This window comes from Polynucleobacter sp. AP-Sving-400A-A2, from assembly GCF_018688155.1.
Lineage (GTDB): Bacteria > Pseudomonadota > Gammaproteobacteria > Burkholderiales > Burkholderiaceae > Polynucleobacter.
In genome coordinates this window covers 1,602,235-1,624,450 of the sequence record NZ_CP061312.1, presented here as the reverse complement: position 1 = coordinate 1,624,450, position 22,216 = coordinate 1,602,235, and the positions used below count along the sequence as shown (strand labels likewise).

Annotated in this window: 28 protein-coding genes; 22 read left to right on the top strand and 6 right to left on the bottom strand. The window is 45.0% G+C overall.

The annotated features are described in order from the left end of the window. The first annotated feature begins 17 nt into the window (after positions 1-17). Complete coding sequence (locus tag C2758_RS08580; RefSeq protein ID WP_215327821.1) at positions 18-296, top strand: HU family DNA-binding protein; 279 nt, start codon at positions 18-20, stop codon at positions 294-296. 106 nt (positions 297-402) lie between these two features. Here C2758_RS08580 and C2758_RS08575 read toward each other — a convergent pair whose 3' ends face one another. Then, entirely contained in the window at positions 403-852 is a 450-nt protein-coding gene (locus C2758_RS08575) for a polymer-forming cytoskeletal protein (protein ID WP_215327820.1), read from the bottom strand. 123 nt (positions 853-975) lie between these two features. Here C2758_RS08575 and C2758_RS08570 point away from each other — a divergent pair, with 123 nt between their 5' ends. Continuing rightward, positions 976-1,206 (top strand): helix-turn-helix transcriptional regulator, encoded by a 231-nt coding sequence (locus C2758_RS08570; protein WP_215327819.1) that lies wholly within the window; start codon positions 976-978, stop codon positions 1,204-1,206. A 408-nt stretch (positions 1,207-1,614) separates the two neighbouring features. Here C2758_RS08570 and C2758_RS08565 read toward each other — a convergent pair whose 3' ends face one another. Further along, a complete protein-coding gene (locus C2758_RS08565) occupies positions 1,615-2,271 on the bottom strand; it encodes a DsbA family oxidoreductase (protein WP_215327817.1) in 657 nt (218 codons plus the stop codon). A 201-nt stretch (positions 2,272-2,472) separates the two neighbouring features. Here C2758_RS08565 and C2758_RS08560 point away from each other — a divergent pair, with 201 nt between their 5' ends. The 8 genes from C2758_RS08560 to C2758_RS08525 all read left to right on the top strand — a co-directional run bounded on the left by C2758_RS08560 (position 2,473) and on the right by C2758_RS08525 (position 10,079). Continuing rightward, positions 2,473-3,372, top strand: coding sequence for an alpha/beta fold hydrolase (locus C2758_RS08560; protein WP_215327816.1), 900 nt, complete (start codon positions 2,473-2,475; stop codon positions 3,370-3,372). Continuing rightward, entirely contained in the window at positions 3,372-4,793 is a 1,422-nt protein-coding gene (gene leuC, locus C2758_RS08555) for a 3-isopropylmalate dehydratase large subunit (RefSeq protein ID WP_215327815.1), read from the top strand. The genes C2758_RS08560 and leuC overlap by 1 nt, the downstream gene beginning before the upstream one ends. After that, positions 4,786-5,427 carry a 3-isopropylmalate dehydratase small subunit gene (gene leuD / locus C2758_RS08550; protein ID WP_215327814.1) on the top strand — a complete coding sequence of 214 codons (642 nt, stop codon included), beginning with the start codon at positions 4,786-4,788 and terminating at the stop codon, positions 5,425-5,427. Before leuC ends, leuD begins: the two co-directional genes overlap by 8 nt. A 68-nt stretch (positions 5,428-5,495) precedes the next feature. Next, on the top strand, positions 5,496-6,149 hold the full coding sequence (locus C2758_RS08545; protein WP_215327813.1) for a cupin domain-containing protein: 654 nt from the start codon (positions 5,496-5,498) through the stop codon (positions 6,147-6,149). Between the two features lie 19 nt (positions 6,150-6,168). Beyond that, positions 6,169-7,470: an alpha/beta fold hydrolase gene (locus C2758_RS08540; RefSeq protein WP_215327812.1), complete on the top strand. Its 1,302-nt coding sequence runs from the start codon at positions 6,169-6,171 to the stop codon at positions 7,468-7,470. 69 nt (positions 7,471-7,539) lie between these two features. After that, positions 7,540-8,733, top strand: a complete 1,194-nt coding sequence (locus C2758_RS08535; RefSeq protein ID WP_215327811.1) for a CaiB/BaiF CoA-transferase family protein — start codon at positions 7,540-7,542, stop codon at positions 8,731-8,733. A 29-nt stretch (positions 8,734-8,762) separates the two neighbouring features. Continuing rightward, positions 8,763-9,689: a hydroxymethylglutaryl-CoA lyase gene (locus C2758_RS08530; protein ID WP_215327810.1), complete on the top strand. Its 927-nt coding sequence runs from the start codon at positions 8,763-8,765 to the stop codon at positions 9,687-9,689. A gap of 129 nt (positions 9,690-9,818) precedes the next feature. Beyond that, entirely contained in the window at positions 9,819-10,079 is a 261-nt protein-coding gene (locus tag C2758_RS08525) for a cupin (protein ID WP_251369178.1), read from the top strand. A 71-nt stretch (positions 10,080-10,150) separates the two neighbouring features. Here C2758_RS08525 and C2758_RS08520 read toward each other — a convergent pair whose 3' ends face one another. Then, on the bottom strand, positions 10,151-11,059 hold the full coding sequence (locus C2758_RS08520; protein ID WP_215330217.1) for a histone deacetylase: 909 nt from the start codon (positions 11,057-11,059) through the stop codon (positions 10,151-10,153). A gap of 60 nt (positions 11,060-11,119) precedes the next feature. Here C2758_RS08520 and C2758_RS08515 point away from each other — a divergent pair, with 60 nt between their 5' ends. Continuing rightward, positions 11,120-11,320, top strand: coding sequence for a DUF2256 domain-containing protein (locus C2758_RS08515; protein ID WP_215327807.1), 201 nt, complete (start codon positions 11,120-11,122; stop codon positions 11,318-11,320). Then, positions 11,317-12,573, top strand: coding sequence for a DASH family cryptochrome (locus C2758_RS08510; RefSeq protein WP_215327806.1), 1,257 nt, complete (start codon positions 11,317-11,319; stop codon positions 12,571-12,573). Before C2758_RS08515 ends, C2758_RS08510 begins: the two co-directional genes overlap by 4 nt. A 4-nt stretch (positions 12,574-12,577) precedes the next feature. Here the strand turns inward: C2758_RS08510 and C2758_RS08505 are convergent, their stop codons facing one another. From C2758_RS08505 to C2758_RS08495, 3 genes are read right to left on the bottom strand one after another with little or no spacing between them, the layout of a single operon-like run. After that, positions 12,578-12,958 (bottom strand): DUF2237 family protein, encoded by a 381-nt coding sequence (locus C2758_RS08505; protein WP_046330671.1) that lies wholly within the window; start codon positions 12,956-12,958, stop codon positions 12,578-12,580. A 52-nt stretch (positions 12,959-13,010) separates the two neighbouring features. Further along, entirely contained in the window at positions 13,011-13,592 is a 582-nt protein-coding gene (locus C2758_RS08500; RefSeq protein WP_251369177.1) for a histidine phosphatase family protein, read from the bottom strand. A gap of 7 nt (positions 13,593-13,599) precedes the next feature. Further along, complete coding sequence (locus C2758_RS08495; RefSeq protein WP_215327805.1) at positions 13,600-14,295, bottom strand: SDR family NAD(P)-dependent oxidoreductase; 696 nt, start codon at positions 14,293-14,295, stop codon at positions 13,600-13,602. 71 nt (positions 14,296-14,366) lie between these two features. Between C2758_RS08495 and C2758_RS08490 the strand changes: the two genes are divergently transcribed. The 10 genes from C2758_RS08490 (at position 14,367) to C2758_RS08445 (ending at position 22,072) form a co-directional block, all read left to right on the top strand. Then, positions 14,367-14,636, top strand: a complete 270-nt coding sequence (locus C2758_RS08490) for a TIGR03643 family protein (RefSeq protein ID WP_215305008.1) — start codon at positions 14,367-14,369, stop codon at positions 14,634-14,636. Positions 14,637-14,641: 5 nt separating this feature from the next. Next, positions 14,642-15,037 (top strand): thiol-disulfide oxidoreductase DCC family protein, encoded by a 396-nt coding sequence (locus C2758_RS08485; protein ID WP_215327804.1) that lies wholly within the window; start codon positions 14,642-14,644, stop codon positions 15,035-15,037. Between the two features lie 7 nt (positions 15,038-15,044). Next, the gene (locus C2758_RS08480; protein ID WP_251369176.1) at positions 15,045-15,602 is read left to right on the top strand and encodes a chalcone isomerase family protein; all 558 of its coding nucleotides are present in this window, start codon (positions 15,045-15,047) and stop codon (positions 15,600-15,602) included. Continuing rightward, the gene (locus C2758_RS08475; RefSeq protein WP_215327803.1) at positions 15,602-16,156 is read left to right on the top strand and encodes a DUF3833 domain-containing protein; all 555 of its coding nucleotides are present in this window, start codon (positions 15,602-15,604) and stop codon (positions 16,154-16,156) included. Before C2758_RS08480 ends, C2758_RS08475 begins: the two co-directional genes overlap by 1 nt. Before the next feature lie 61 nt (positions 16,157-16,217). Next, a complete protein-coding gene (locus tag C2758_RS08470; RefSeq protein WP_215327802.1) occupies positions 16,218-17,744 on the top strand; it encodes a cryptochrome/photolyase family protein in 1,527 nt (508 codons plus the stop codon). 87 nt (positions 17,745-17,831) lie between these two features. Beyond that, complete coding sequence (locus tag C2758_RS08465) at positions 17,832-18,284, top strand: DUF2452 domain-containing protein (RefSeq protein ID WP_215327801.1); 453 nt, start codon at positions 17,832-17,834, stop codon at positions 18,282-18,284. A 28-nt stretch (positions 18,285-18,312) separates the two neighbouring features. Then, complete coding sequence (locus C2758_RS08460; protein WP_215327799.1) at positions 18,313-19,293, top strand: quinone oxidoreductase; 981 nt, start codon at positions 18,313-18,315, stop codon at positions 19,291-19,293. A gap of 167 nt (positions 19,294-19,460) precedes the next feature. Then, on the top strand, positions 19,461-20,318 hold the full coding sequence (locus tag C2758_RS08455) for a metal-dependent hydrolase (RefSeq protein ID WP_215327798.1): 858 nt from the start codon (positions 19,461-19,463) through the stop codon (positions 20,316-20,318). A gap of 31 nt (positions 20,319-20,349) precedes the next feature. Next, on the top strand, positions 20,350-21,084 hold the full coding sequence (locus C2758_RS08450) for a transporter substrate-binding domain-containing protein (protein WP_215327797.1): 735 nt from the start codon (positions 20,350-20,352) through the stop codon (positions 21,082-21,084). Positions 21,085-21,103: 19 nt separating this feature from the next. Continuing rightward, positions 21,104-22,072 (top strand): tripartite tricarboxylate transporter substrate binding protein, encoded by a 969-nt coding sequence (locus C2758_RS08445; protein WP_215327796.1) that lies wholly within the window; start codon positions 21,104-21,106, stop codon positions 22,070-22,072. The last annotated feature ends 144 nt before the right edge of the window (positions 22,073-22,216 follow it).

Genomic DNA, 22,216 nt, shown 5'->3' with positions numbered 1-22,216 from the left:
AAAGAAATAAACGCCATATGAATAAAGTAGAGTTAACAGAGTTGATTTCAGCGGGGGCAGATATCCCAAATGCTGCCGCTAAGCTTGTATTGGAGTCGATCGTATATCGAATTGTGGAGGCAGTTAGCGCAAATGAAGTAGTTCAGATTGGAGGTTTGGGATCGTTTCTCCAAGTTAATCGAAGTGCTCGAATGGGGCGCAACCCTTCCACTGGGCTTTCAGTGCAAATACCAGCTATTAAATCAGTTGGCTTTAGGGCTAGCGCAGCTTTCAAAAGACAGGTTAATCATTCTTAATCTGATAGATGCAAAGTGAGGCTTTAATGAGTACATTATCGATTGCAGGAATGAGAATTATTGGCTGACTCTTTGAGTAACTTTAAGCCAAGTTATTTAAGTCCAGTTAAAGTCTAGCCAATTGCCCGCTAATTTTGGCACCTTTTTCAATCGTAATTTCTTGGTAAAAAATATTGCCTGTAATCACTGCGCTTGCCCGAATCGTAAGGGCGATATGAACTTGAAGACCGTTTTCAACATTTCCAGCAATATCTGCTAATTGACAATTGACTTCGCCTTGGACTCTACCTTCTTTCCCAACTAATAGTTCTGTCGTAGTAAGGCTGCCTTCAATTAACCCGGTTATAGTAGTTTTATTGGGGACGTTGAAACTGCCTCTTAAGCAAACCCCTTCGCCAACAACTAGATTTCCTGCATGCCTTCTATTTTGCTCTTCTGGCAAAGTTGGCACACTTTGGATTACTTCACCAATCTCCTCGCTATGAGGCAAGTCTTCAGCGAGAATCACCTCTGATGATGTATTTGGGGTTGCTTCTATCTCCTTTTTAAAAAACATAGTCACTACCGCTTTCAGTTAATGATTAGTAATAAAACTGTCAATTGCTTACTTTAGCATCGGTTTGTTACAACTCTTTAATCAGCCTCTATGATTCTAAAACCCAAACCGAAGGTAATCATTGTGATTCTCAAAGAAGTTTTGAAGGTAGCACGTGAGGAGCGAGGTTTAGGCTATGAAGAACTTGCTAAAGCTGTCTGCTTAAAAAAGTGGCACATAAGAGAGATTGAAGAAGCTGAAAGTTTTTCCACCTTTTACACAATGAACATCAAAATACAAGCTGCTAAGAAGATCGGCAATTATCTTGGCCTTTCAGAAGATCAGTTTCTATCTTCAAGTGAGTCAATAGGTTGAGTAATGTATTGGACTATTAAAGTTCGTCATTTTGATGAAAGTGGATCACATAGCTCAAAGATCAGAATACATGGAGAGAGTTTGAGAGAAGCTATGTCCAAGGTTCAAGATATATATCGAAAGTCGATGCTTATCTCTTATCAGGTGGAAGACGGGCCTGAAATTGAGTTTGAAAATTTAAATTAAAGTCTGAAATCTATTATTAGTTAAAACGGTCAATAATTGAAAAGGGCTTGGTTGTCATCAGCAAATTGAGCGTTACTTTAAGTAACACTTATTCCTTTAAAAAGTACTTTGGAGCAACGAAGTCTTAGATGCTTGCTCTAAAAATCCTTTGGTCCCAGATTCAAATCCTGGTGGGTCACCAGAAAAGCAAATCCTCATCAGAAATGGTGCGGGTTTTATCTTTTAGCTTTTTTGAATCAGCTCTTTAAATGCATTTACGAATGACTCGGGAGGCTGGGCTCCTTGCAAAAGATATTGGTCATTCAGAATGATTGAAGGAACGGAGCTGATACCTGCATTTGTGTAGGTAGATTCTTCTTCACGAACTTCTTTAGAAAACTCATTATTTTGGAGTACCTCTTGAGCTCTATCTTTATCTAGGCCAGAACGAGTTACCGCAGCTATCAAGTTTTCTTGGTCATCTAAACTCACTGCCAGGCAAAAGTAAGTATTGAGTAATTCTTTTTTGAGGGTTGCTTGCTTCTCCACTCCAAACTCCTGTCCCGCCCAATGTAAAAGACGGTGAGCATCAAATGTGTTGTAAACCCTTTTCCGTCCCTCTGGATGAAACTCAAATCCTGCCTCTAAAGCTTGGGCTCGTATATTTGCTTGGTTGGCTTGGACCTGTTCTACGGTTAAGCCATATTTTTCGGTGAGATGCTCAATGGCATCCTGTCCACCCAAGGGCATCTTAGGGTTGAGCTCAAAGGGTCGAAAATGAACTTCAAAATTTGCTTTATCACTTAATTGGGCAATTGCCTGATTAAGATTGCCTAAGCCTACGGCACACCAAGGGCAAGCAACATCCGATACAAAGTCAATTTTGATTGTTGGTTTCATGCGCTTTATTCTACAGAAGCCAAGTTATTGGGATTGAAATATTCACTTTTGACTGTGGTGCTAGAGTTGGACCCCTAACTGCCTCACTAGTAACATTAATGCTAACTCTAAGGTTGGCATTTTTTGTATGACATTAAATTAAAAGCCCACACAAATCAGCTTAGTATTACTGTAGATTAAATCAATAGACGAATGGTACTTATGTCATCAGATGCATTATTTCCTGGATTCCAGGCGCGTGTTTTTGAAGTCAATGGGATTCAAATTGCCGGCCATGTGGGTGGGACTGGCTCACCACTATTGCTGCTGCATGGACATCCCCAAACTCATGCCATTTGGCATAAGGTTGCGCCAGAGCTCGTGAAGAGGCACACATTGGTGATGACAGACCTACGGGGTTATGGAGACTCTTCAAAACCACAGGGTACAAGTGACCATAGTAATTATTCAAAGAGAGTAATGGCGCAAGATCAAGTGGAAGTCATGCAGCAACTTGGATTTAATCGTTTTGATGTGCTAGCACATGATCGCGGTGCGAGAGTCGCACATCGTTTGGCGATGGATCATGTTGCCTCAGTCAGAAGCTTGATCATGCTCGATATTGCTCCCACCCTCTCTATGTATGAAAAAACCAACGATGCATTTGCTAAAGCCTACTGGCACTGGTTCTTTTTAATACAGCCTTCGCCCCTGCCGGAGCGACTCATTGAAGCGGATCCTGCAGCTTATATTCGGGACTTAATGGGAAGGCGCCATGCCGGACTAAAGCCTTTTGATCCTAAGGCTTTGGCTGAGTATATGCGCTGTATTGCCTTGCCTGGAGCAGCACATGGGATGTGCGAAGATTACCGCGCTGCCGCTGACATTGATTTGATTCATGATCGCGAAGATATTGCGGCTGATAGGAAGTTAGAGATGCCCACGATGGTGCTGTGGGGTGCTGACGGAGTGGTTGATAAATGCTTTAAACCCCTCCAAGAGTGGCAGGCGATTTGTCGAAGTGTGATTGGTGAGACCTTGCCTTGCGGGCATTATCTTCCAGAGGAGGCTCCAGATATTCTGCTGGAAAAAGTGATGTCATTTTTAAATCGAGATAATTAATGAGCGCTAAAACTCTGTATCAAAAATTAGTGGACTCTCATACGGTAGTGAAGTTGGATGAGGAGAACGTACTACTCTTCTGTGATTTGCATTTGATGAATGAATACACTAGTCCACAAGCATTTTCAGGTCTGGATGAAAAAGACCGTGAAGTGCTTATGCCGGGGCAAAACATCTCTGTTGTGAGTCACATCATCCCAACCCATAATGAAATGCCCAGACAGATTGCTGATCCAGCCTCTTCATTACAAGCCCTCAACCTGAAGAAAAATTGTGTGAAGCACAATATTCCTTTGTTTGATACCAATCATCCATTGCAAGGTATTGAGCATGTCGTATCACCCGAGCATGGCATGGTGCGTCCGGGTATGGTGATCATTTGTGGCGATAGCCACACTACCACTTACGGAGCCTTAGGGGCTTTAGGTTTTGGTATCGGCACATCCGAAGTTGAGCATGTTTTGGCTACCCAAACTTTGGTATACCGCTTGGCTAAAAATATGCGCATCCAGATCAATGGCACATTGCCAGTTGGCACCACTTCTAAAGACATGATATTGAACATCATTAGTCAGATTGGTGCTAAGGGTGCAATTGGCTATGTAGTCGAGTTCAGTGGGTCTGCACTAATAGATTTGAGTACAGAGGCGCGCTTTACTTTATGCAATATGGCAGTGGAGGCAGGCGCTCGAGGGGCCTTAATTGCACCAGATAAAACAGCTATTGATTACGTCTTAGCAAGATGTCCTGATATTGTGGGCGATATGAAAGACCGTGCATTAGAGTATTGGGCAAGCTTATATTCAGATAAAGATGTGCAGTTTGAAAAAGAATATGCATTTGATGCAAGTAATATGGCGCCCTTTGTAACTTGGGGAACCAGTCCGGATCAGGCCATTGCAATTGATGCCGCTATTCCAACCAAGAATTCTATTCAAGACCCGATTGATCAGTTGAGTCTTGAGCAAGCGTTGAGATATACCAAGTTATCTAATGGTCAAACATTGGAGGGCACACCAATTGACCACGTGTTTATCGGTTCTTGCACCAATGGGCGTATTGAAGATTTACGGAATGTGCTTGCCGCAATCGGCGATCGCAAAGTAGCGCCTGGTGTTCGAGCGATGGTTGTGCCGGGCTCTGGCGCCGTCAAAGCCCAGGCTGAAAAAGAGGGGATTGCCGATAAGCTGATTGCCGCTGGTTTTGAATGGCGTAAGCCCGGTTGTTCTATGTGCCTTGCCATGAATGACGATGTTCTGACTTCTGGCACACGCTGCGCCTCCACCACTAACCGCAATTTTGAGGGTCGTCAAGGTAGGGGTGCAATTACCCACTTGATGAGTCCTGCGATGGCAGCAGCTGCTGCAGTGACGGGCAAGATTACAGATGTGCGTAAATTACAAGGAGCTATCAATGCATAAGCTATCCAAAATTCATGGTCATGCTGCCGCATTGCGTATTGCTAATTTTGATACTGATCAAGTCATGCCAAAACAGTTTTTACGCGGTATCGATAAGTCTGGTTTAGCGCAGGGCTTATTTTATGACCTGCGCTTTGATGAGCATGGAGAGCCAAAGCAAAACTTCTTTTTAAATCAAGCTGCTTATGCAGGAACTGATGTTTTGATCGCAGGCTCAAACTATGGCTGTGGCTCTAGTCGTGAACACGCTGTCTGGGGGATGCAGCAGTTTGGATTTAAGGCAGTCATTGCTTCTAGCTTTGCAGAGATTTTCTACTCCAATGCAATGGGTAACGGCTTATTGTTGGTTGTTCTACCTGAAGATCAAGTGCAAGCTTTAATGAAAGAGGCTGATGATAAAGGTGCACCAATCAGCCTGGATATTGATATTGAGAACCTCACAGTTCGCACTATCCATCATGAGTTCCCATTTGTCATGTCAGCAAGACATCGCCGTATGTTCCTAGAGGGCTTGGATGTGATTGGTCTTACCTTAAAGTACAAGACTGAAATTGACGCTTTTGCCCAAAAGCACTGGAATAAGCAAGCTTGGGTAAAAGATGTCGCAAGAAAAGCGATGGATAGGCTCAGTTGACTTTATTGAGTGTCTGTTTAAATTGCTTGCTATGCTTACACATCTTTTTAAATACCTGAATGCATTAAATGAATATCAACTCTGACTACAGCAAGAGAGTCGTCATGAATCATCATGATCTACCTTGGGTTCCTAGCCCTGAGGCAGGTATTGAGAGACGTATGCTGGATCGTGTTGGTGATGAAATTGCAAAGGCAACTTCGATCGTTCGCTATTTACCTAATGCTCATTTTCAAGCGCACACTCATGAATTTGGTGAAGAGATCTTAGTGCTGGATGGGGTCTTCAGCGATGAAGCTGGCGATTATCCTGCTGGTACCTACATCATGAATCCCCCTGGATCCTCTCATGCACCTCATAGTCAATCTGGCTGCACTCTTTTTGTAAAACTACGACATCTTGGTGTTGAGCATGTGGAGCGAGAGCTCATCGATACAAAAACAGCCCCTTGGCATCAAGGTATGGTGCCTGGCCTTCATGTGATGCCGCTCATGCGGCAGGGCAATGGTTCCACTTTAGTTCGATGGGCTCCCCAAACCTATTTCAATCCACATAAGCACTATGGTGGCGAAGAAATCTTTGTGGTAGATGGTGTGTTTGAGGATGAACATGGGCGCTATCCCGCTGGCTCATGGATCAGAAGCCCTCATCTGAGCTTGCATCAGCCTTTCAGTAAAGAGGGATGCACTATATTTGTCAAGACTGGGCATTTATTAGATTGATTGTATTTATAGGATTTTTATGAAAAATGTATTTAAGGTATTTTTATCAGCCCTATTTTTGATTGGCTTAACTCCCTTGTGCGTTCAAGCAGCTCCACCACTTCCTCTCTTTTATGAAGCTGTCACAAAAATGACCCCTGAGGGAAAATTAGGGCAAATCGTAAAGCAAGAGAAAATTAAAACATCAGTGAAGGGCGCGCAAGCATGGAGAATTGCTTACATTTCATCTGATGTAGCTGAGCGCAAGACTATTACTACGGGGGTCATTATTGCCCCTCTGGGAGCTGCCCCAAAAGAAGGAAGGCCTATTTTGGCCTGGGCGCACGGCACTACGGGATCGGCTCAAAATTGTGGCCCATCCCAAGTAGTTGATCCAACCGCGCCTTTGAATGAATATTTTTTGGCGGATGGTAACTCGTGGACCGACTACGGCATTCCAAATGTTGAGCAGTTCATCAAAGAAGGCTATGTGATTGTTGCCACGGATTATCAGGGGCTGGGCGGTGGTGGTAAACATCAATATGCGATTGCGGGGACCAATGGCAGAGATGTTATTAATTCTGTAAGAGCAGCAAGCTCAATGAAAGAGCTCGGTAGCAGCAAGAGGGCGATTGCTTATGGTTGGTCGCAGGGTGGTGGAGCAATTCTGGCTGCTGCAAGTTTGCCCGACTACCAGGCCCTTAAAGGAACTGTCGCAGACAATCTTCAATATCTTGGGTTTGTTGGCTTGGCGCCAGATGATCAAGCTGCCATGCTCCGTAACCCGCCGACCGATGAGGCTGGTGCGAATAAGTTGATTAATGAATTTACTCAAGCCAATGTCCCGAATATATTTTTATTCGCCCACTATGTAATGGGTCTTTGGGGTACTCAAGCCGCATATCCACATCTCAAGTTAACAGACATTCTGACTAATGAGGGTGCCAAGTTTGTGGATAAATTGGCCAGCAATAAGTGCGTGCATGTGATGGCGGATTCTTTTAATTATGCTTATGGAGACAAGTACAAGTCTTTATTGAAGCCTCAGGCTAGCAACTCCTTGGCCTGGGTGAAAGCGTTAATTGATGGCAGTGTTAAACCAGTTAAGCCTGTTGCACCAGTTGTTATTTACTGGGGTACTAAAGACACTGCAGTTCCCCCAATTGAGCATGAGCTATATCAAAAGCAGATGTGCGCAATGGGTGCAAATGTTCAGAGAATTCAGTTACCAGGAGAGCAAACTCACTTTTCCACTCCCGGTGTCTCAGCTCCTATGTATCTTGCTTGGATTAAAGATCGCATTGCTGGAAAGCAGGTGGTTAATGGATGTCCGGCAAATTAGATTGGTGCTCAATTCCAAGCAGGCTAAAAGAGCGTAATTTATTAAAACACTGCCTATTTGAGGGTAAATATGGAGCCATTATCAAAGTTAAAAGTGATTGAGATGGGCCAGCTAATCGCTGGTCCATTTGCCGCTAAAACGCTGGGTGATTTTGGTGCCGATGTCATTAAGATTGAGCCACCGCATACAGGCGATGCTCTACGAAAATGGCGTTTGCTAAAAGATGGCACTTCAGTTTGGTGGCAAGTTCAATCGCGCAACAAGCGCTCTCTTTCATTGGATTTAAAGCAAGCTGAAGCTCAGGAAATTGTTCGTACCTTAATTGCAGAAGCGGATGTCCTGATTGAGAATTTTCGGCCAGGCACGCTAGAGGGCTGGGGTCTTGATCCAGAGAGGTTGCTAGAACTCAACCCTAGACTGATTGTGTTGAGAATTAGTGGCTATGGTCAAACTGGACCTTACCGAGATAAGCCGGGATTTGGTGTAGTGGCAGAGGCGATGGGTGGTTTGCGACATTTAACTGCTGAGCCAGGAAGGGTGCCTGTTCGTGTCGGCATTAGCATTGGCGATACATTAGCATCGCTGCACGGTGTGATCGGAATTTTGTTAGCACTTCAAGAGCGTCACCAGAGTGGTAAAGGTCAAGTAATTGATATTGCTTTATATGAAGCAGTCTTTAATTGCATGGAAAGCTTGATGCCTGAATACAGCGCCTTTGGTGAAGTTAGACAGGCGGGTGGCAGTGCCTTACCTGGTATTGCCCCAAGTAATGCCTACCTTTGTGCCGATGGCGGTTATGTACTGGTTGCTGGGAACGGCGATAGTATCTTTAAGCGTCTGATGAACTTGATTGGCCGAGCAGATTTAGCGAATGACCCAGCGCTTGAAAATAATGATGGCAGAGTGGCTCGTGTTGCAGAATTGGATCAGGCAATTGGTGTTTGGGCGCAAACAATGACGACTGATCAAGCTTTAGAGTTGCTCGATACGGTGGCCGTTCCTGCTGGCAAAATATATACCGTGGCTGATATTGCTAGCGATCCGCATTACAAAGCTCGAGGCAATATCGAAAGCATCCAGATGCATGATGGGACTAAATTAGATGTTCCAAGCGTGCTTCCCAAGCTCTCGCGTACCCCTGGATCCATTAAAACTTTGGCTCCGAATATTGGAGAAAATACCGATGAAATTCTGCGCAGCCTTGGTTTAACCGAGGCTCAGGTAGCATCCTTAAAAGAACGTGGCATTGCATTCACTAAATAACCAGCAATTTAAGCAAATGGTTCAATCTTATGACTAGAATTTATTTCAATGATGTTGTGACTAGGGACGGATTTCAGATTGAGCCCAATTTCATTCCGACGGATGACAAGGTTAAGCTGGTAGATGAGCTTAGCCAGTGTGGATTCGCCAAGATTGAAGTAACTTCATTTACATCGCCTAAAGCTATTCCAATGCTACGTGATGCAGAAGAGGTCATGGGAAGAATCACGCGTGTACCTGGTGTTGAATATACGGTCTTAGTGCCAAATTTACGTGGTGCGGAGCGTGCCTTTGAATCTCGTGCAGATGAATTCAATCTAGTGATGTCTGCTTCTGAAACCCATAACTTAGCTAATTTGCGAATGGGCCGAGAAAAAAGTTTTTCCGGATTGGCTGAAGTCATCCAGTATGTAGATAGCAGAACCCCTATTAATGTTTCCATATCTACCGCATTTGGTTGTCCCATGGAAGGGGATGTGCCACAAAGCGTAGTAGAAGAGTTTGTTCAGCGCTTTGCAGATCTTGGTGTGCGTGGCCTCACTATTTGCGATACAACCGGAATGGCACATCCTGCTCAGGTTGCAAAAATGGCAGAGGATTTGCAAAAAAAGTTTAGTAACTTGCAGTTAACCTTTCATTTTCACAACACACGTGGAATGGGATTAGCAAATGTGCTTGCAGCAGTGCAGTCAGGCATCACTCGGTTTGATGGTTCGCTCGGTGGATTAGGTGGATGTCCTTACGCACCAGGCGCTAGCGGCAATATCTCTAGCGAGGATGCTATTCATATGCTCGATGCTATGGGTTACGATACAGGCATCAATATCTCTAAACTAATAGGTCTGGCTCGTGAGCTTCCCTTGATTGTGGGACATCCCGTTCCTGGACAGGTTGCTAAGGCTGGTAGTACCTGTGATTTACATCCGGCCCCGGCTTTTATCGATGAATTACCTTGATTCGTTTTTATGTCAATTGAAGCTGATAGATAGAGACTTGGATTAGATGATCGATCATGTAGGTTACTGGGTATTAAAAACTACTAACGAGATGAGCTACCTCAGGTGACTAAAGAGCAATTTCTAAACATGCTAGTCTTGGATGGCTTTCCGGAGCCAACCCTAGTGGAGCGAGAGGCGGATGGGTTTCTGGATACCCATACACATCCCTTCGAGGTCAAGGCCTTAGTGGTTTCTGGGCAAATTGATTTAGTGGTTGATGGTGTGAGGACATCTTATATTTCTGGCGAACTGTTCCATCTATTGGAAAATCAAGTTCACACTGAGTGCTATGGAAATAATGGCGTTCAATACTTGGCAAGTAGAAAAAATAGTTCTGAGAGTCATTGATCAATATCGAGCATTGATTCTCTAGGCTCGTAAATATCCCCACGGGCGTGCATCTCCTCAAAGAGGGTCAGTCAACTGTATTGCTGTTGAAAATGAAGTGCAGTTTGAATGGTCTGAAAATGAATGTCTACAGTCGACTGAATTTCTTTCCCATATCCGCCTGCCATACTAAAAGCAATTGGAATCTGGCGATCTAAGCCATACTGAAATACAGCTTCATCTCGCTGCCGCATTCCTGTTTGAGTCAGGCTGAGCTTGCCTAAGCGATCTCCCTCATGGGGGTCGGCCCCAGCTAAGTAAATAATGCAGTTGGGCTTAAAGCGTGTATCTACTATTTCTAGGCTTTGATGAAGCGCTGCTAAATAGGCCGCATCTCCCGTTTTGTCTGGGAGGCTAACATCAAGATCGCTATGCTCTTTTGTAAAGGGGAAGTTATTCTCTCCGTGGATTGATAAGGTAAATATAGAAGCATCATTTTCTAAAATGGAAGCGGTACCATTACCCTGATGAACATCCAAATCGATGATCGCAACCTTCAGGTGCGGATTGATTTCTTTCTGAAGTGCTCGAGCGGCAATCGCAGAGTCATTAAAGACGCAAAATCCACTCCCTTTATTGCGGTAAGCATGATGCGTACCGCCAGCGAGATTGGCTGCTAAGCCCTCATTGAGTGCCACCTTCGCAGCGGCAAGGGTGGCACCAGCAGAGCGACGTGAGCGCTCCACCATGAGCTCGCTCCAAGGAAAGCCAATGTCTTGCTGCTCCTTAGGGCTTAAATTACCTGAGAGGATTTTGATGAGATAGCTGGGATCATGCGCATACAGAATCTGAGTATCAGAGACGGCGGGAGCCTCTACCAGATCTAACCCTCCTAGCTTACTCACTAAATCACGCAGCTGGCTGTACTTTTCCATCGGAAAGCGGTGTCCCGGCGGAAGTGGTAAAACATAGTGGTCGGTATAAAAGGCTTTCAATTCGATCTAGTCTTTTCTTGGATTTTGAATGAGTTGAATAGTCTATTCGTTTTTGAATAGGTAAGTATGGCTCGAGCTGAAAAATTGGGTTTTAAAGGAAACAAATCATTTCTGCCTAGTAAGACTTGTGTGGTCTGCGGCAAAGAAATGACTTGGCGTAAGTCATGGGCTAAAAATTGGGATGAGGTGAAGTATTGCTCTGATGCTTGCCGCTCTAAAAAATCAACTACAAATACCGCAGCTAGCACTAGTAGAAAGAATCAGTGACAGTCATCATTTATTGGTTTCGAAATGATTTGCGTTTGGCAGATAATCCTGCATTTGTACAAGCATGCCTAAAAGCGGACCAGCTCTTGCCGGTTTATGTACATGATCCAAAGGAGCAGGAGAAGGTTTATGGCTTTGAGCGACAAGGAGGCTATCGGCAGACTTTTTTAAGGGCATCCTTGGATGATTTAAAGGCTCAGCTTCAAACTCAAGGGTCAGACCTATTGGAGTTGTCTGGCAAGTCAGCAGAAGTATTACTGCAACTAGCCAAAGATACTGCTGCAATCGCAATCTATTGCGAGCAAATCGAAGCCCCTGAAGAAATTGAACAAGTCAGAATAATGCAAGAGCAGGGTGTTGATGTTGAAGAGTTTTGGCAATCGAGCATGTTAGATCCACAAGACTTTCCATTCTCCTTAGAAAAAATGCCCGATGTATTTACGGCATTTCGTCGTGATGTAGAGCGGGCACAACTCAAGTTCGCTCAGCCCATCAATGCGCCTCAGCAGATTCCGATGTTGCCGGCAGCCTTACCTCAGAGTTCAATATCGTCCTGTACTCCCCAATCTGAGGCTCACTCTTTCTTTTTAGGGGGCGCTACTGCTGCACAGGCACATCTCAGTCAATATCTAGAGCGACGCCTTCCTGATAGTTATAAGGAGACCCGCAACCAACTCATTGGTAGAGATTATTCCAGCAAGTTTTCAGCATGGTTGGCTTTAGGTTGCATTTCAGCACGGGATATCGCAGCGCAAATCAACGAGTATGAAAATCACTTTGGCGCCAATGATGGGACCTATTGGCTTTGGTTTGAATTACTTTGGCGTGACTACTTCCGTTTTATTCATTTCAAGTATGGCCAGAAGTTGTATCGCGCCAGTGGTTTAACTGGTGTACCCGTAAAACCATCGTATGCACCCAGCTTTGAACAATGGCGCACGGGCACCACGGGCACTGCTTTAGTTGACGCAGGTATGCGCGAGTTACAGCAGAGTGGTTATCTCTCTAACCGTATGCGTCAGATTGTGGCTAGTTATTGGATATACGATATGAAAGGTGATTGGCGCGCAGGTGCGGCGTGGTTTGAGTCTCAGTTAATTGATTATGATGTCTATAGCAATCAAGGAAATTGGCTTTACATTGCTGGACGCGGAACGGATCCTAGGGGTGGTAGACCCTTTAATGTAGTCAAGCAAACTCAAGACCACGATCCAAAAGAAATCTACCGCAAACTTTGGCTCTCACCTCAATAGGGTTTTATAACTGCTCTACCGCTGCATATTGTTCTAGTACTTCTAGCGAGACTTTCTCCAAAGCTTTGATGTGCGTACTCTCTAGCTTAATCCTAGGCGCACAGTTGGCTTCTAAGGCCTCAATCCAGCGGTTCAAACAAAGACACCACTGATCTCCAGCAATCAGTCCTGGAAACTGATATTCAGGACGTGGGGTAATGAGATCGTTGCCACGTTTGAGGCTAAATTGCAGAAAGTCATTGCTCACAATCGCGCAGACTAAGTGACTACCAAGATCTTGTTCATTAGTCTTGCAGCAACCATCTCTAAAAAATCCAGTGAGCGGATCAAATGAGCAGGCAACCAAGGGTTGGCCTAAAACATTGAGGGGTAGTTCAGTAGACATGAATGTTCTTTAAGTGGTGATGTGTGAATGGCTGATAGATTGATGTATCAAGTTACGGGCTAGGGTAGAGCCTATGGGACAAAGCTTGACCGGATGAATTTACTTTAACCAAAACCATATCCCCTGAATTAACAACCTTGCCGGTAAAGGATTGGATATTCACATGGTGAGTCACCATGATGATTGGTGCCTTAGGATATTTGATACGCTCATCCTGAATCAGCTTGGCTAAATCATCAGTTTGTTTTTTGGCCTGACTCATATCATCGAAAAAAGAACCTAATGCTGCCTCTTTGGTAACGGCACCCTTATTCAGAAGAATTGCCGTATCAAAGCAACGACACCAAGGACTGCTATAGACCTGCGCTTTGCTAATGCCCTGCTTGGCTAGCCATTCACCAGTCAGCTGAGCCTGGCGCTTACCTGCTTCACCTAGATTGCGTTGGGTGGAGCACTGGGTTAATTGATAGCCTCTAGGGTCTCCATATCCTGGTGCATCGGCATGCCGCATGAGTAAGACGTGCTGACCATCTTGCATTGCGCTGGCCAACTCAGTTTGCGCGAGAGCACTACCTTGAGCTCCAATGAGGGTTGTTAGTGCAATAAGTAATGGGGGTAAAAATTTCATCATCATGATTGGGTTACCAAGGTAACTTTTCTCCAGAGTAACTCAAAAAACTACCTGAATCAGTTTTTTGAAGTGAGAGTAATACCGCAAGCATATCGCTTCCAGCATCTAAAGCAGGCCTACCTATTTGCTCGCCTTTAAAGAGCCTGGATAAACGAGAGTTTACCGTCCCCGGATGCAAGGCCACTAAGGCCGTATTGGGTTTGGTTCTAGCAAATTCAATTGAGGCTGTTTTGATCAGCATATTCAGGGCCGCCTTAGAAGCGCGATAGCTAAACCAGCCTCCCAATCGATTGTCCTCAATGCTACCTACTTTAGCGGAGAGAGTTGCCATAACGGATCCCGCTGGGTCGAGTAATTTGGAAAAATACTTGATTGTTAGTCCAGGGCCAATAGCATTGGTCTGCATCAACATCTGTAGCTGTTCGGCGTTGAGATCATCTAATTTCTTTTCAGGCATCCAGTGCTCAGAATGTAGTACACCAATCGTATTGATAATGAGCTGAAAAGGGCCCTCTTGAATAAGACTAGCTGCAGCAGCCTCAATCGTAGCGAGATCTTGATAATTGATTGGCTGCGCCGAATTTCGATTTAGGCCGCAAACAATCTCGCAATTAGGGGAGGCCTCTAATAACTCCATAAACGCCGTTCCAATGCTTCCAGAGGATCCAATAATCAAAGCACGAAAGGGTTGCGGAACTAGGGGCATAAATAAAGAGGCTCAAGTATCTGATAAAAGCGGGCTCAGCTAGTTTATTGAATAAGTCTTAAACTTGCTTGATGGGCACTAAGATAACTCAAGCACTCTCCGCTGCCGATCTCTCGCGGGTGATCGAGATGGCATGGGAAGATCGCACGCCATTTGATGCGATTGAGCAACATTTTGGACTATCCGAGCCACAAGTGATTGCGCTGATGCGCAAAGAGCTTAAGAGAGGCTCATTTAATCTATGGCGTCAGCGGGTAACCGGTAGGGCAACCAAGCATGTTGCCTTAAGAAGTAAGTTGGTAACCCGCGCCTATTGCTCGATGCAATACAAGCAGAAGTAAGGATCATGAAGAAACTTACTATGTTCTACGATGGCCTTTGTCCTCTATGTCAGGCAGAGATCCTGTTTTTGTCTGACCGTAATCAAGCGGGTTTGCTCAGTTTTGTAGATGTCAACTCAAATCGCTATAGTGCTGAAGAAGTTGGTGTATCTTGCCAACAGGCCTTAGATTCGATGTACGCTCAGTATGACGATGGCGAATTGATTAATGGTGTGGATGTTTTCTCGGCCGCCTATGCGAGAGCAAATTTACCGAAGTTAGCTTGGTTGTTTTCTAGACCAAGCCTGCGCCCTATATTAACCAGGGCCTATCGATTTTTTGCTAAAAACCGACATGCTATTTCAGGTCTATTTGGACCACCTGCTTTATGGTTGGTGAATGCAACTCGTAAAGATAAATGAAGGGGCGATGATGAAAATAATTTCACAAGGTGGTGTTGCCCTATGGCTGTCTTTAGCCCTGCTGAGTAGTCCTGTATCGGCCAAAAGCTTGGCGCACATTGAGGGCGTCATTAATCAAGTGCAGCCTCAGGGTGCTGGCCGTCTAAATTTTTGGGGCTTTCATGTTTACGACGCGACTCTGTATCGCCCTGCGAACAAGGATTCTGCGGAATTTGCTCTGGATATCAAATATCAAAAATCATTTTCTGGAGCGGCCATCGCAAGTCGTACTGCTGATGAAATGAAGAGCATTGGCGTATCTGAGGCGCAGTCCGCCATTTGGGGGAAAGAGCTTGCCGCAGTTTTGCCCAATATAGAGCCTGGACAAACGCTCACTGGGGTCTACTCACCAAGACAAGGCACCACTTTTTTTTATGACGGTAAGAAAATTGCTCAATTTCCGGGGGCAGATTTTTCAAAGGCATTCTTCGGGATTTGGCTTGATTCCAAAACGAGCGTACCCAAGCTGAGATCTGAATTACTGGGCAACGGTTGCCCACCCCCACTAATTACTGGAGCCTGTTAATGTCTAAGATCTATTTTGTTAAAAAGTATCTAACTATTTGTTTGATTGCATTTGGTCTATTAGCTTGCTCCTCACCTTCAGTCAATCAATATGTACAAGAAACACCCAAGCTTGATCTAAGTGAATACTTCAACGGCACGATTGATGCGTATGGGATCTTTACCGATCGTAGTGGTGAAGTTAAAAAACGCTTCACCGTTTTATTGGTTGCTAAGTGGTCGGTTGTGAATGGTAAAAAGACGGGTATTTTGGATGAGAGCTTTGAGTACTCCGATGGTACGAAGCAAAAGCGCATTTGGACTTTAGTTGAAACGGCTCCCGGCAAATACATTGGTACTGCAGATGATGTCATTGGTGAAGCTTTGGGTGAATCCGCCGGCAATGCATTGAATTGGGCTTACACATTGGCCCTGCCCGTAGATAACTCCATCTACCATGTGCAATTTAATGACTGGATGTACCTGGTCACGCCTAAGGTGATGATCAATAAGGCGCAAATGAGCAAATTTGGTATCAATCTCGGTGAAGTGACTCTCAGTTTTTACAAGCGCTAAGTGGTCCTAGGATGTTGCGCACTTTATGCCCAGTACTTAGCATCTCTTTGAAAGATTTGAATTGAAAAAGCTTGTTCTCATTCTGGGTGACCAGCTTGATATCGATAGCCCGATATTAAAAAACCTGAATCCTAAGACTGAGCAAGTCGTCATGATTGAGTCTATCGATGAGGCTCAGTATGTTTGGTCGCATAAGGCCAAAATCGTTTTGTTCTTATCTGCGATGCGGCATTTTGCCAAGCAAATAAAAGAGCGGGTTTTGCCACTAATCTATATTGAGCAGTCCCCGCAGTCGATTAGCGATACGCTACGAGAGTTGATTACCAAGAAACAATTTACACACTTGGTATGTCTTGAGGCAGGAGAGTATCGACTCAAGTGCGAAATAGAGAATTTAGCATCTGAATTAAAGATCGAATTAGAAATGCAAGAAGATCCCCATTTCTATTGCTCACGTCATGAGTTTGAGAGTTGGGTTGCTGGCAAGAAAGAATTGCGTTTGGAGTATTTCTACCGACTGATGCGTAAGACCCACAATATCTTGGTTGATAAAGAGGGTAATCCTGAGGGTGGGCAGTGGAATTTCGATCGAGACAATCGCAAGCCGTTTCCGAAAAAAGGACCGGGCTTAATTCCGCCGCCGGAGTTATTTGAGCCCGATGACATTACTCAAGAAGTGATTGCATTGGTTGAGAAAAAATTTCCCAAACACCCTGGATCTCTGGAGCACTTTCAGTGGCCAGTGACCCGTCAAGATGCGCTTCAAGCTCTGGCAGGATTTGTTGAGCACCGCTTAGCAACGTTCGGCATCTATGAGGATGCGATGTGGACGGATACACCGTTTGGTTGGCACTCACTGCTGTCGAGTTCACTGAACTTAAAGCTACTCAATCCCAGGGAAGTGATTGATGCCGTTTTAGTTGCCTGGAAAAAGTACGATTTGGAGTTGGCGACGGTAGAGGGGTTTATTCGTCAAATCCTAGGTTGGCGAGAATTTGTGCGGGGCATGTACTACCTTGATATGCCGCAAATGGCGCTTGATAATTTTTATGATCATCAGAATGCCTTGCCTGCTTGGTATTGGACTGGCAATACCAAGATGAAGTGTATGCAACAGGCGATAGGTCAAACGCTGGAGTATGGTTATGCCCACCATATCCAGCGTCTGATGGTGACTGGTAACTTTGCATTGCTCGCAGAAATCTTGCCAAAAGAGGTTTGTGATTGGTATTTGGCGGTGTATGTTGATGCGATTGAATGGGTAGAGCTACCCAATACGGCGGGCATGGCCTTATTTGCCAGTGGTGGCCGATTTACTAGTAAGCCTTATATTGCGAGTGGTGCCTACATTAAGAGAATGAGTAACTATTGTGGCTCCTGCCAATACAAGCCTGATATTCGATTTGGAGAGGGTGCCTGCCCGATGACTACCCTCTATTGGAACTTCCTTATTAAGCATCGCACCCAATTTGAGGCAAGCCCACGTACCCGCCTGATGACAGCCAATTTATCCCGAATTAGTGAAGAAGATCAGCAGGCCATCAAACTCCATGCCAAAGGCCTTCTGGGGGATTTAAACTCCCTATAAGAGCCTTACCTTATTTGTAGCTGGAAAAAACGCATTTTGTGAATTTGTGTCACACTTTCACCATATAAATCAGCAGGTTAAAAAGTTATGAGAATTGAAGATACTGATCCAGCACGGCATGCTGGCATTGAATATCCCATGGAAGTGGGTGCACCTGTATTTGCACCGATTAAGGTCTTGGAAGAAAAAGACAAGGCAGTCAATGTCGCGCGCCAAAACGCCAAGCTTGAATACGATCGCATCATGGAGCAGGCTGAAGTCTTAATGAAGCAGGCACGCTCTCTTCAGGCTCGTTTAGATGCTACAGAAATGGTTCATAGTGCCAAATTTAGTTTTAATCCCCTCCATGGAAAAACCTACCATCTCTACTTCGATAGCCGCATTGGCACTAATGTATTAATTCAGAATGGGCCGGATCAATGGAGTTGCGGTATTCCGGATGCCTGGACTTATTCGATGGCAGTCAAAAAGCTTGGGGATAGCACCTGGGCTATCGTTGAGGAGGATGAGACCGTCTCTTCCTCGCTTGCAGTAAGATAATTTTTTTATAAAAATAATAAGGTGACTTGTGACAACTGCTCGAATTGTTAGTCTTTCAGAACTCGGTAACGCCGATGTGATTCAATTAATCGATAAAGAGCTTCCAGCTCCAGGTAAAGGTGAAGTGCAACTTCGTCAAACTGCTATTGGTTTTAACTTTATTGATGTGTACCAGCGCTCTGGTGTTTATCCCTTGGAATTACCAACGGGCTTAGGTCACGAGGCGGTCGGTGTAGTTGAGGCGCTTGGTGAGGGCGTTACACGATTCAAGCTAGGTGATCGTGTGACTTACATGAATGCCGGTATCGGCGCCTATGCCAGTGCGCGTAATGTTGCAGTAGATAAATTGGTTTCAGTACCAGATAATGTATCTGATGAAGTTGCTGCTGCTGTGTTTTTCAAAGCAATGACTGCCCAGTACTTAGTTCAAAAAACCTACAAGGTGAAGTCTGGAGACGTCGTCTTAGTTCACGCTGCCGCTGGTGGTGTAGGCCAAATCCTATCGGGATGGGCAAAATCTTTGGGTGCCTTTGTAGTGGGCACAGTAGGATCTGAAGCCAAGTTTGCCGCTGCAAAAGAGGCAGGCTGTGATGCTGTGGTGGATTACTCAAAACCCAATTGGGTCGAAGAGTTTATGAAGGCAACGGGCGGCCGTAAAGCAAATGTAGTGTATGACTCAGTTGCTAAGACCACTTTCTTGGGCTCACTCGATTGTGCTGCACCATTTGGCACGGTGGCTTTATTCGGCGCCGCCTCTGGACCTGCTCCAGAGATACAGCCGGAGATTCTGAATAAGAAGGGCTGCCTCTTCCTAACTAGACCTTCTGTATTCCCGCACAACGCTACTCCCGAGTTGCTTCAGGAAAATGCTCGCGCAGTATTTGATGCGATTGCCCAGGGTCGTGTGAAAGTGCAGATTGGCGCCAAGTTTAAGCTCGAGCAGGCTGTTGACGCTCATAAAGCTGCGGAAGGCAGAAAAGTTTCGGGCGCGATCGTCATTACCCCGTAAAAGAAATGCTGAGTTATGAGAGCCCCGCTACGGCGGGGTTTTTTATTGGAGATATGCAGTGCCTATAAATTGATGCAGTGCCGTATAAAAACCCAGTTCCAAAAACTCCATTTCCACTTTCTCCGCTATAGTTTCAAAAGATAAATCGTAAAAACTCGGAGGCAGTAATGCGTAAATATATTTTGTTGGACTCTTTTCTAGTTGGGATTGCTGCTGCATTTTTAATGGCTTCCTCAGTATCTGCCCAAGCTCAAGCGCCTAGTAAATCTAATGCACAGTCTGCGACAGAAGTTCTGTGGTTAGGGCAGGCTGGATTTCGCATTAAAAGTCCTGGTGGCAAGAACATTTTGATCGACCCATGGATTACGGGCGGCCCTAAAACCCCGGCTATTTATAAGAACGATTTGTCTGCAATTGGCCCGATTGATTTGTTATTGGTAACACATGCTCACGTCGACCATATTGGTGATGCACCTGCGCTTGCAAAAATGAACAACACCAAGTTGTATGGACCTGCAGATATGGTGACCCCATTAATTACTTTGGGAATATTACCGGCCGATCTTGGTTATCGTTTTAACAAAACTGGTCGTGTTACACCATTACCTGGTATTAAGGTGACGGCAGTGAAGGCTGAGCACTCCTCCTTGCTGGTGTGGAAAAATCCGGCAACTGAGAAGGTGGAGTCTCACGCAGCAGGTGAAGCGATGGGCTACATCATTGAGCTAGAGAATGGCTTCAAAATTTGGCATATGGGTGATACAGGACTTTTTGGTGATATGAAATTTATTGGTGAACATTACAAGCCGGATTTAGTCATGATCCCCATTGGTGGTAATTTCACTATGGCACCAGATGATGCTGCCTACGCCTTACGTACCTGGGTAAAACCAAAAATGGTGATACCAATGCATTACAACTCCAATCCATTGGCGAAGGGTACCTTGGCAGAATTTCAAGAGGCCATGAAGGGTAGTGCAATTAAGATTATTCCCATGACTGAAGGGCAGACAGTTCAGTTCTAATGAATGGAACGCGCTGTTAAATAGGAATTTTATGAGCTCTATTTCGCCTGAAGTCAGGATGCAACTTGCGCCTAATGGCGTTCTGTCTGCTGCGGTGTATTTAGGCAACTTCTTATTGGTTACCGGTCGGTCGTCTTCTGGCGAGCCTACCGGGATTGCGCCTGATATCTGCCGAGCGATTGCAAAAAGTTTAGGTGTCGAAATAAGCTTGCTGGGCTTCAACACGCAAGACGAGGTTGTCGAGGCCGCTGTCAGCGGAAGATGTGGCATTTCTTTATTAGGCTCTGACCCCGCGCGCGCTCAGAAAGTCACTTTTACTCCTGCTTATGTCGAGCTAGAGGCTAGTTATCTAGTTCCTGCCAACTCCTCCATCACTGAATTGTCACAGGTAGATCAGCCAGGAGTGAGGATTGCCTCTTTTTACAAAAGTGCTTATGACTTATGGTTACAGCGTAATCTTAAACATGCCAGCTTGGTACACGCTGATAGTGTGAAAGCCAGCAATGAATTGTTTGTTAGCCAGAAATTAGATGCTTTAGCAGGCTTGAAAACTGGCCTAGTTGCTGCTTCTCAAGATATTCCTGGCTCCAAAATTTTGGATGGTCAATTTACTGGAATACAGCAGGCGATTGCCACACAAAAAACTAATCTAGCATCGATTGAGTTTTTGAATACTTGTGTAGAAGAATTCATTAGGTCTGGTTTGGTGGCTGATCTCATTCGTCAATATCAGGTGCAAGGTCTATCAGTTGCGCCACTCCCTTAATTATCATCAGAAAAATAATATGCAAAAGTTATTCATGGCCCTCATTTTGGGCTCAAGTTTATTTACGCAAGCTGCGATTGCTCAAGTGGCCACTTATCCAAATCATCAAATTAAAATCATCTCTCCATTTGCTACTGGCGGCATCGCGGATGGGTTTTCACGAATCATTGCCCAAGGATTAAGCGAGGCTTTTGGGCAGCCGGTGATAGTAGAAAACAAAACGGGTGGTGGAGGTAATATCGGGGCTGATTTTGTGGCTAAATCACCGGCAGATGGCTACACCTTGATCATGGGCAGTATTGGTACCCATGCAGTAAACCCTTATCTAGTAAAGAGCATGCCCTATGACCCCTTCAAGGATTTTGTACCAGTAGCTTTTGTGCTGGATGCCGAAGGTTTGTTAGCGGTCAATCCTAGCGTCCCGGTAAAAAATGTCAGTGAACTCATTGGCTATATCAAAGCTAACCCAGGAAAAGTATCTTATGGGTCGGGTGGCATCGGTACCGCTAGTCATTTGGCGGGAGAGGTTTTTATTCTCACGGCAAAGGTGGATATGACGCATATTCCTTACAAAGGAAATGCATTAGCGATTACGGATTTGATTGGCGGCCAAACTCAATTGATGTTCGCTACGATGCCTACAATTCTGCCTTATGTGAAGAGCGATAAATTACGTGGCTTAGCGGTAACAGGTGCCACCAGAGATCCTTCGATGCCGGATTTGCCGAGTATGAGTGAGACGCTACCTGGATTCGATGTCAAAAATTGGATTGGTTTGTTTGCTCCCGCAGGCACTCCCCCTGCAATTGTGAAGAAGCTCAACGCGGAAGTGGGAAAAATCATGCAACAGCCTGCTGTGCAGAAAAAGCTAGAGTCAGAGGGTGCGAAGTATTACGCCATGTCACCCGAGGCTTTTGGAGCGTTTCAGAAGAAGGAATCAGTCCGCTGGGGCAAGATTATTAAAAGTGCCGGTATTAAGCCTGAATAGCATCATGATTCAAGTGAGGGGTGCCTTCCCCTCACTCCGCATATAATTGTCTAAGCGATTGAATTAAAAGAAATTTATTCTTTAAATACTGTTTTAGGTGGTTTGACAGCCCCCAGTAGGTCTTGGACAATGCCTGGGGTGGTT

What these genes read in the sequence shown, in the direction of transcription:
- C2758_RS08580 (WP_215327821.1), top strand. Translation starts at nt 18, where the DNA reads ATGAATAAAGTAGAGTTAACAGAGTTGATTTCAGCGGGGGCAGATATC.
- C2758_RS08575 (WP_215327820.1), bottom strand. Translation starts at nt 852, where the DNA reads ATGTTTTTTAAAAAGGAGATAGAAGCAACCCCAAATACATCATCAGAG.
- C2758_RS08565 (WP_215327817.1), bottom strand. Translation starts at nt 2,271, where the DNA reads ATGAAACCAACAATCAAAATTGACTTTGTATCGGATGTTGCTTGCCCT.
- C2758_RS08560 (WP_215327816.1), top strand. Translation starts at nt 2,473, where the DNA reads ATGTCATCAGATGCATTATTTCCTGGATTCCAGGCGCGTGTTTTTGAA.
- leuC (WP_215327815.1), top strand. Translation starts at nt 3,372, where the DNA reads ATGAGCGCTAAAACTCTGTATCAAAAATTAGTGGACTCTCATACGGTA.
- leuD (WP_215327814.1), top strand. Translation starts at nt 4,786, where the DNA reads ATGCATAAGCTATCCAAAATTCATGGTCATGCTGCCGCATTGCGTATT.
- C2758_RS08545 (WP_215327813.1), top strand. Translation starts at nt 5,496, where the DNA reads ATGAATATCAACTCTGACTACAGCAAGAGAGTCGTCATGAATCATCAT.
- C2758_RS08540 (WP_215327812.1), top strand. Translation starts at nt 6,169, where the DNA reads ATGAAAAATGTATTTAAGGTATTTTTATCAGCCCTATTTTTGATTGGC.
- C2758_RS08535 (WP_215327811.1), top strand. Translation starts at nt 7,540, where the DNA reads ATGGAGCCATTATCAAAGTTAAAAGTGATTGAGATGGGCCAGCTAATC.
- C2758_RS08530 (WP_215327810.1), top strand. Translation starts at nt 8,763, where the DNA reads ATGACTAGAATTTATTTCAATGATGTTGTGACTAGGGACGGATTTCAG.
- C2758_RS08525 (WP_251369178.1), top strand. Translation starts at nt 9,819, where the DNA reads ATGCTAGTCTTGGATGGCTTTCCGGAGCCAACCCTAGTGGAGCGAGAG.
- C2758_RS08515 (WP_215327807.1), top strand. Translation starts at nt 11,120, where the DNA reads ATGGCTCGAGCTGAAAAATTGGGTTTTAAAGGAAACAAATCATTTCTG.
- C2758_RS08505 (WP_046330671.1), bottom strand. Translation starts at nt 12,958, where the DNA reads ATGTCTACTGAACTACCCCTCAATGTTTTAGGCCAACCCTTGGTTGCC.
- C2758_RS08500 (WP_251369177.1), bottom strand. Translation starts at nt 13,592, where the DNA reads ATGATGATGAAATTTTTACCCCCATTACTTATTGCACTAACAACCCTC.
- C2758_RS08495 (WP_215327805.1), bottom strand. Translation starts at nt 14,295, where the DNA reads ATGCCCCTAGTTCCGCAACCCTTTCGTGCTTTGATTATTGGATCCTCT.
- C2758_RS08490 (WP_215305008.1), top strand. Translation starts at nt 14,367, where the DNA reads ATGGGCACTAAGATAACTCAAGCACTCTCCGCTGCCGATCTCTCGCGG.
- C2758_RS08485 (WP_215327804.1), top strand. Translation starts at nt 14,642, where the DNA reads ATGAAGAAACTTACTATGTTCTACGATGGCCTTTGTCCTCTATGTCAG.
- C2758_RS08480 (WP_251369176.1), top strand. Translation starts at nt 15,045, where the DNA reads ATGATGAAAATAATTTCACAAGGTGGTGTTGCCCTATGGCTGTCTTTA.
- C2758_RS08475 (WP_215327803.1), top strand. Translation starts at nt 15,602, where the DNA reads ATGTCTAAGATCTATTTTGTTAAAAAGTATCTAACTATTTGTTTGATT.
- C2758_RS08465 (WP_215327801.1), top strand. Translation starts at nt 17,832, where the DNA reads ATGAGAATTGAAGATACTGATCCAGCACGGCATGCTGGCATTGAATAT.
- C2758_RS08455 (WP_215327798.1), top strand. Translation starts at nt 19,461, where the DNA reads ATGCGTAAATATATTTTGTTGGACTCTTTTCTAGTTGGGATTGCTGCT.
- C2758_RS08450 (WP_215327797.1), top strand. Translation starts at nt 20,350, where the DNA reads ATGAGCTCTATTTCGCCTGAAGTCAGGATGCAACTTGCGCCTAATGGC.
- C2758_RS08445 (WP_215327796.1), top strand. Translation starts at nt 21,104, where the DNA reads ATGCAAAAGTTATTCATGGCCCTCATTTTGGGCTCAAGTTTATTTACG.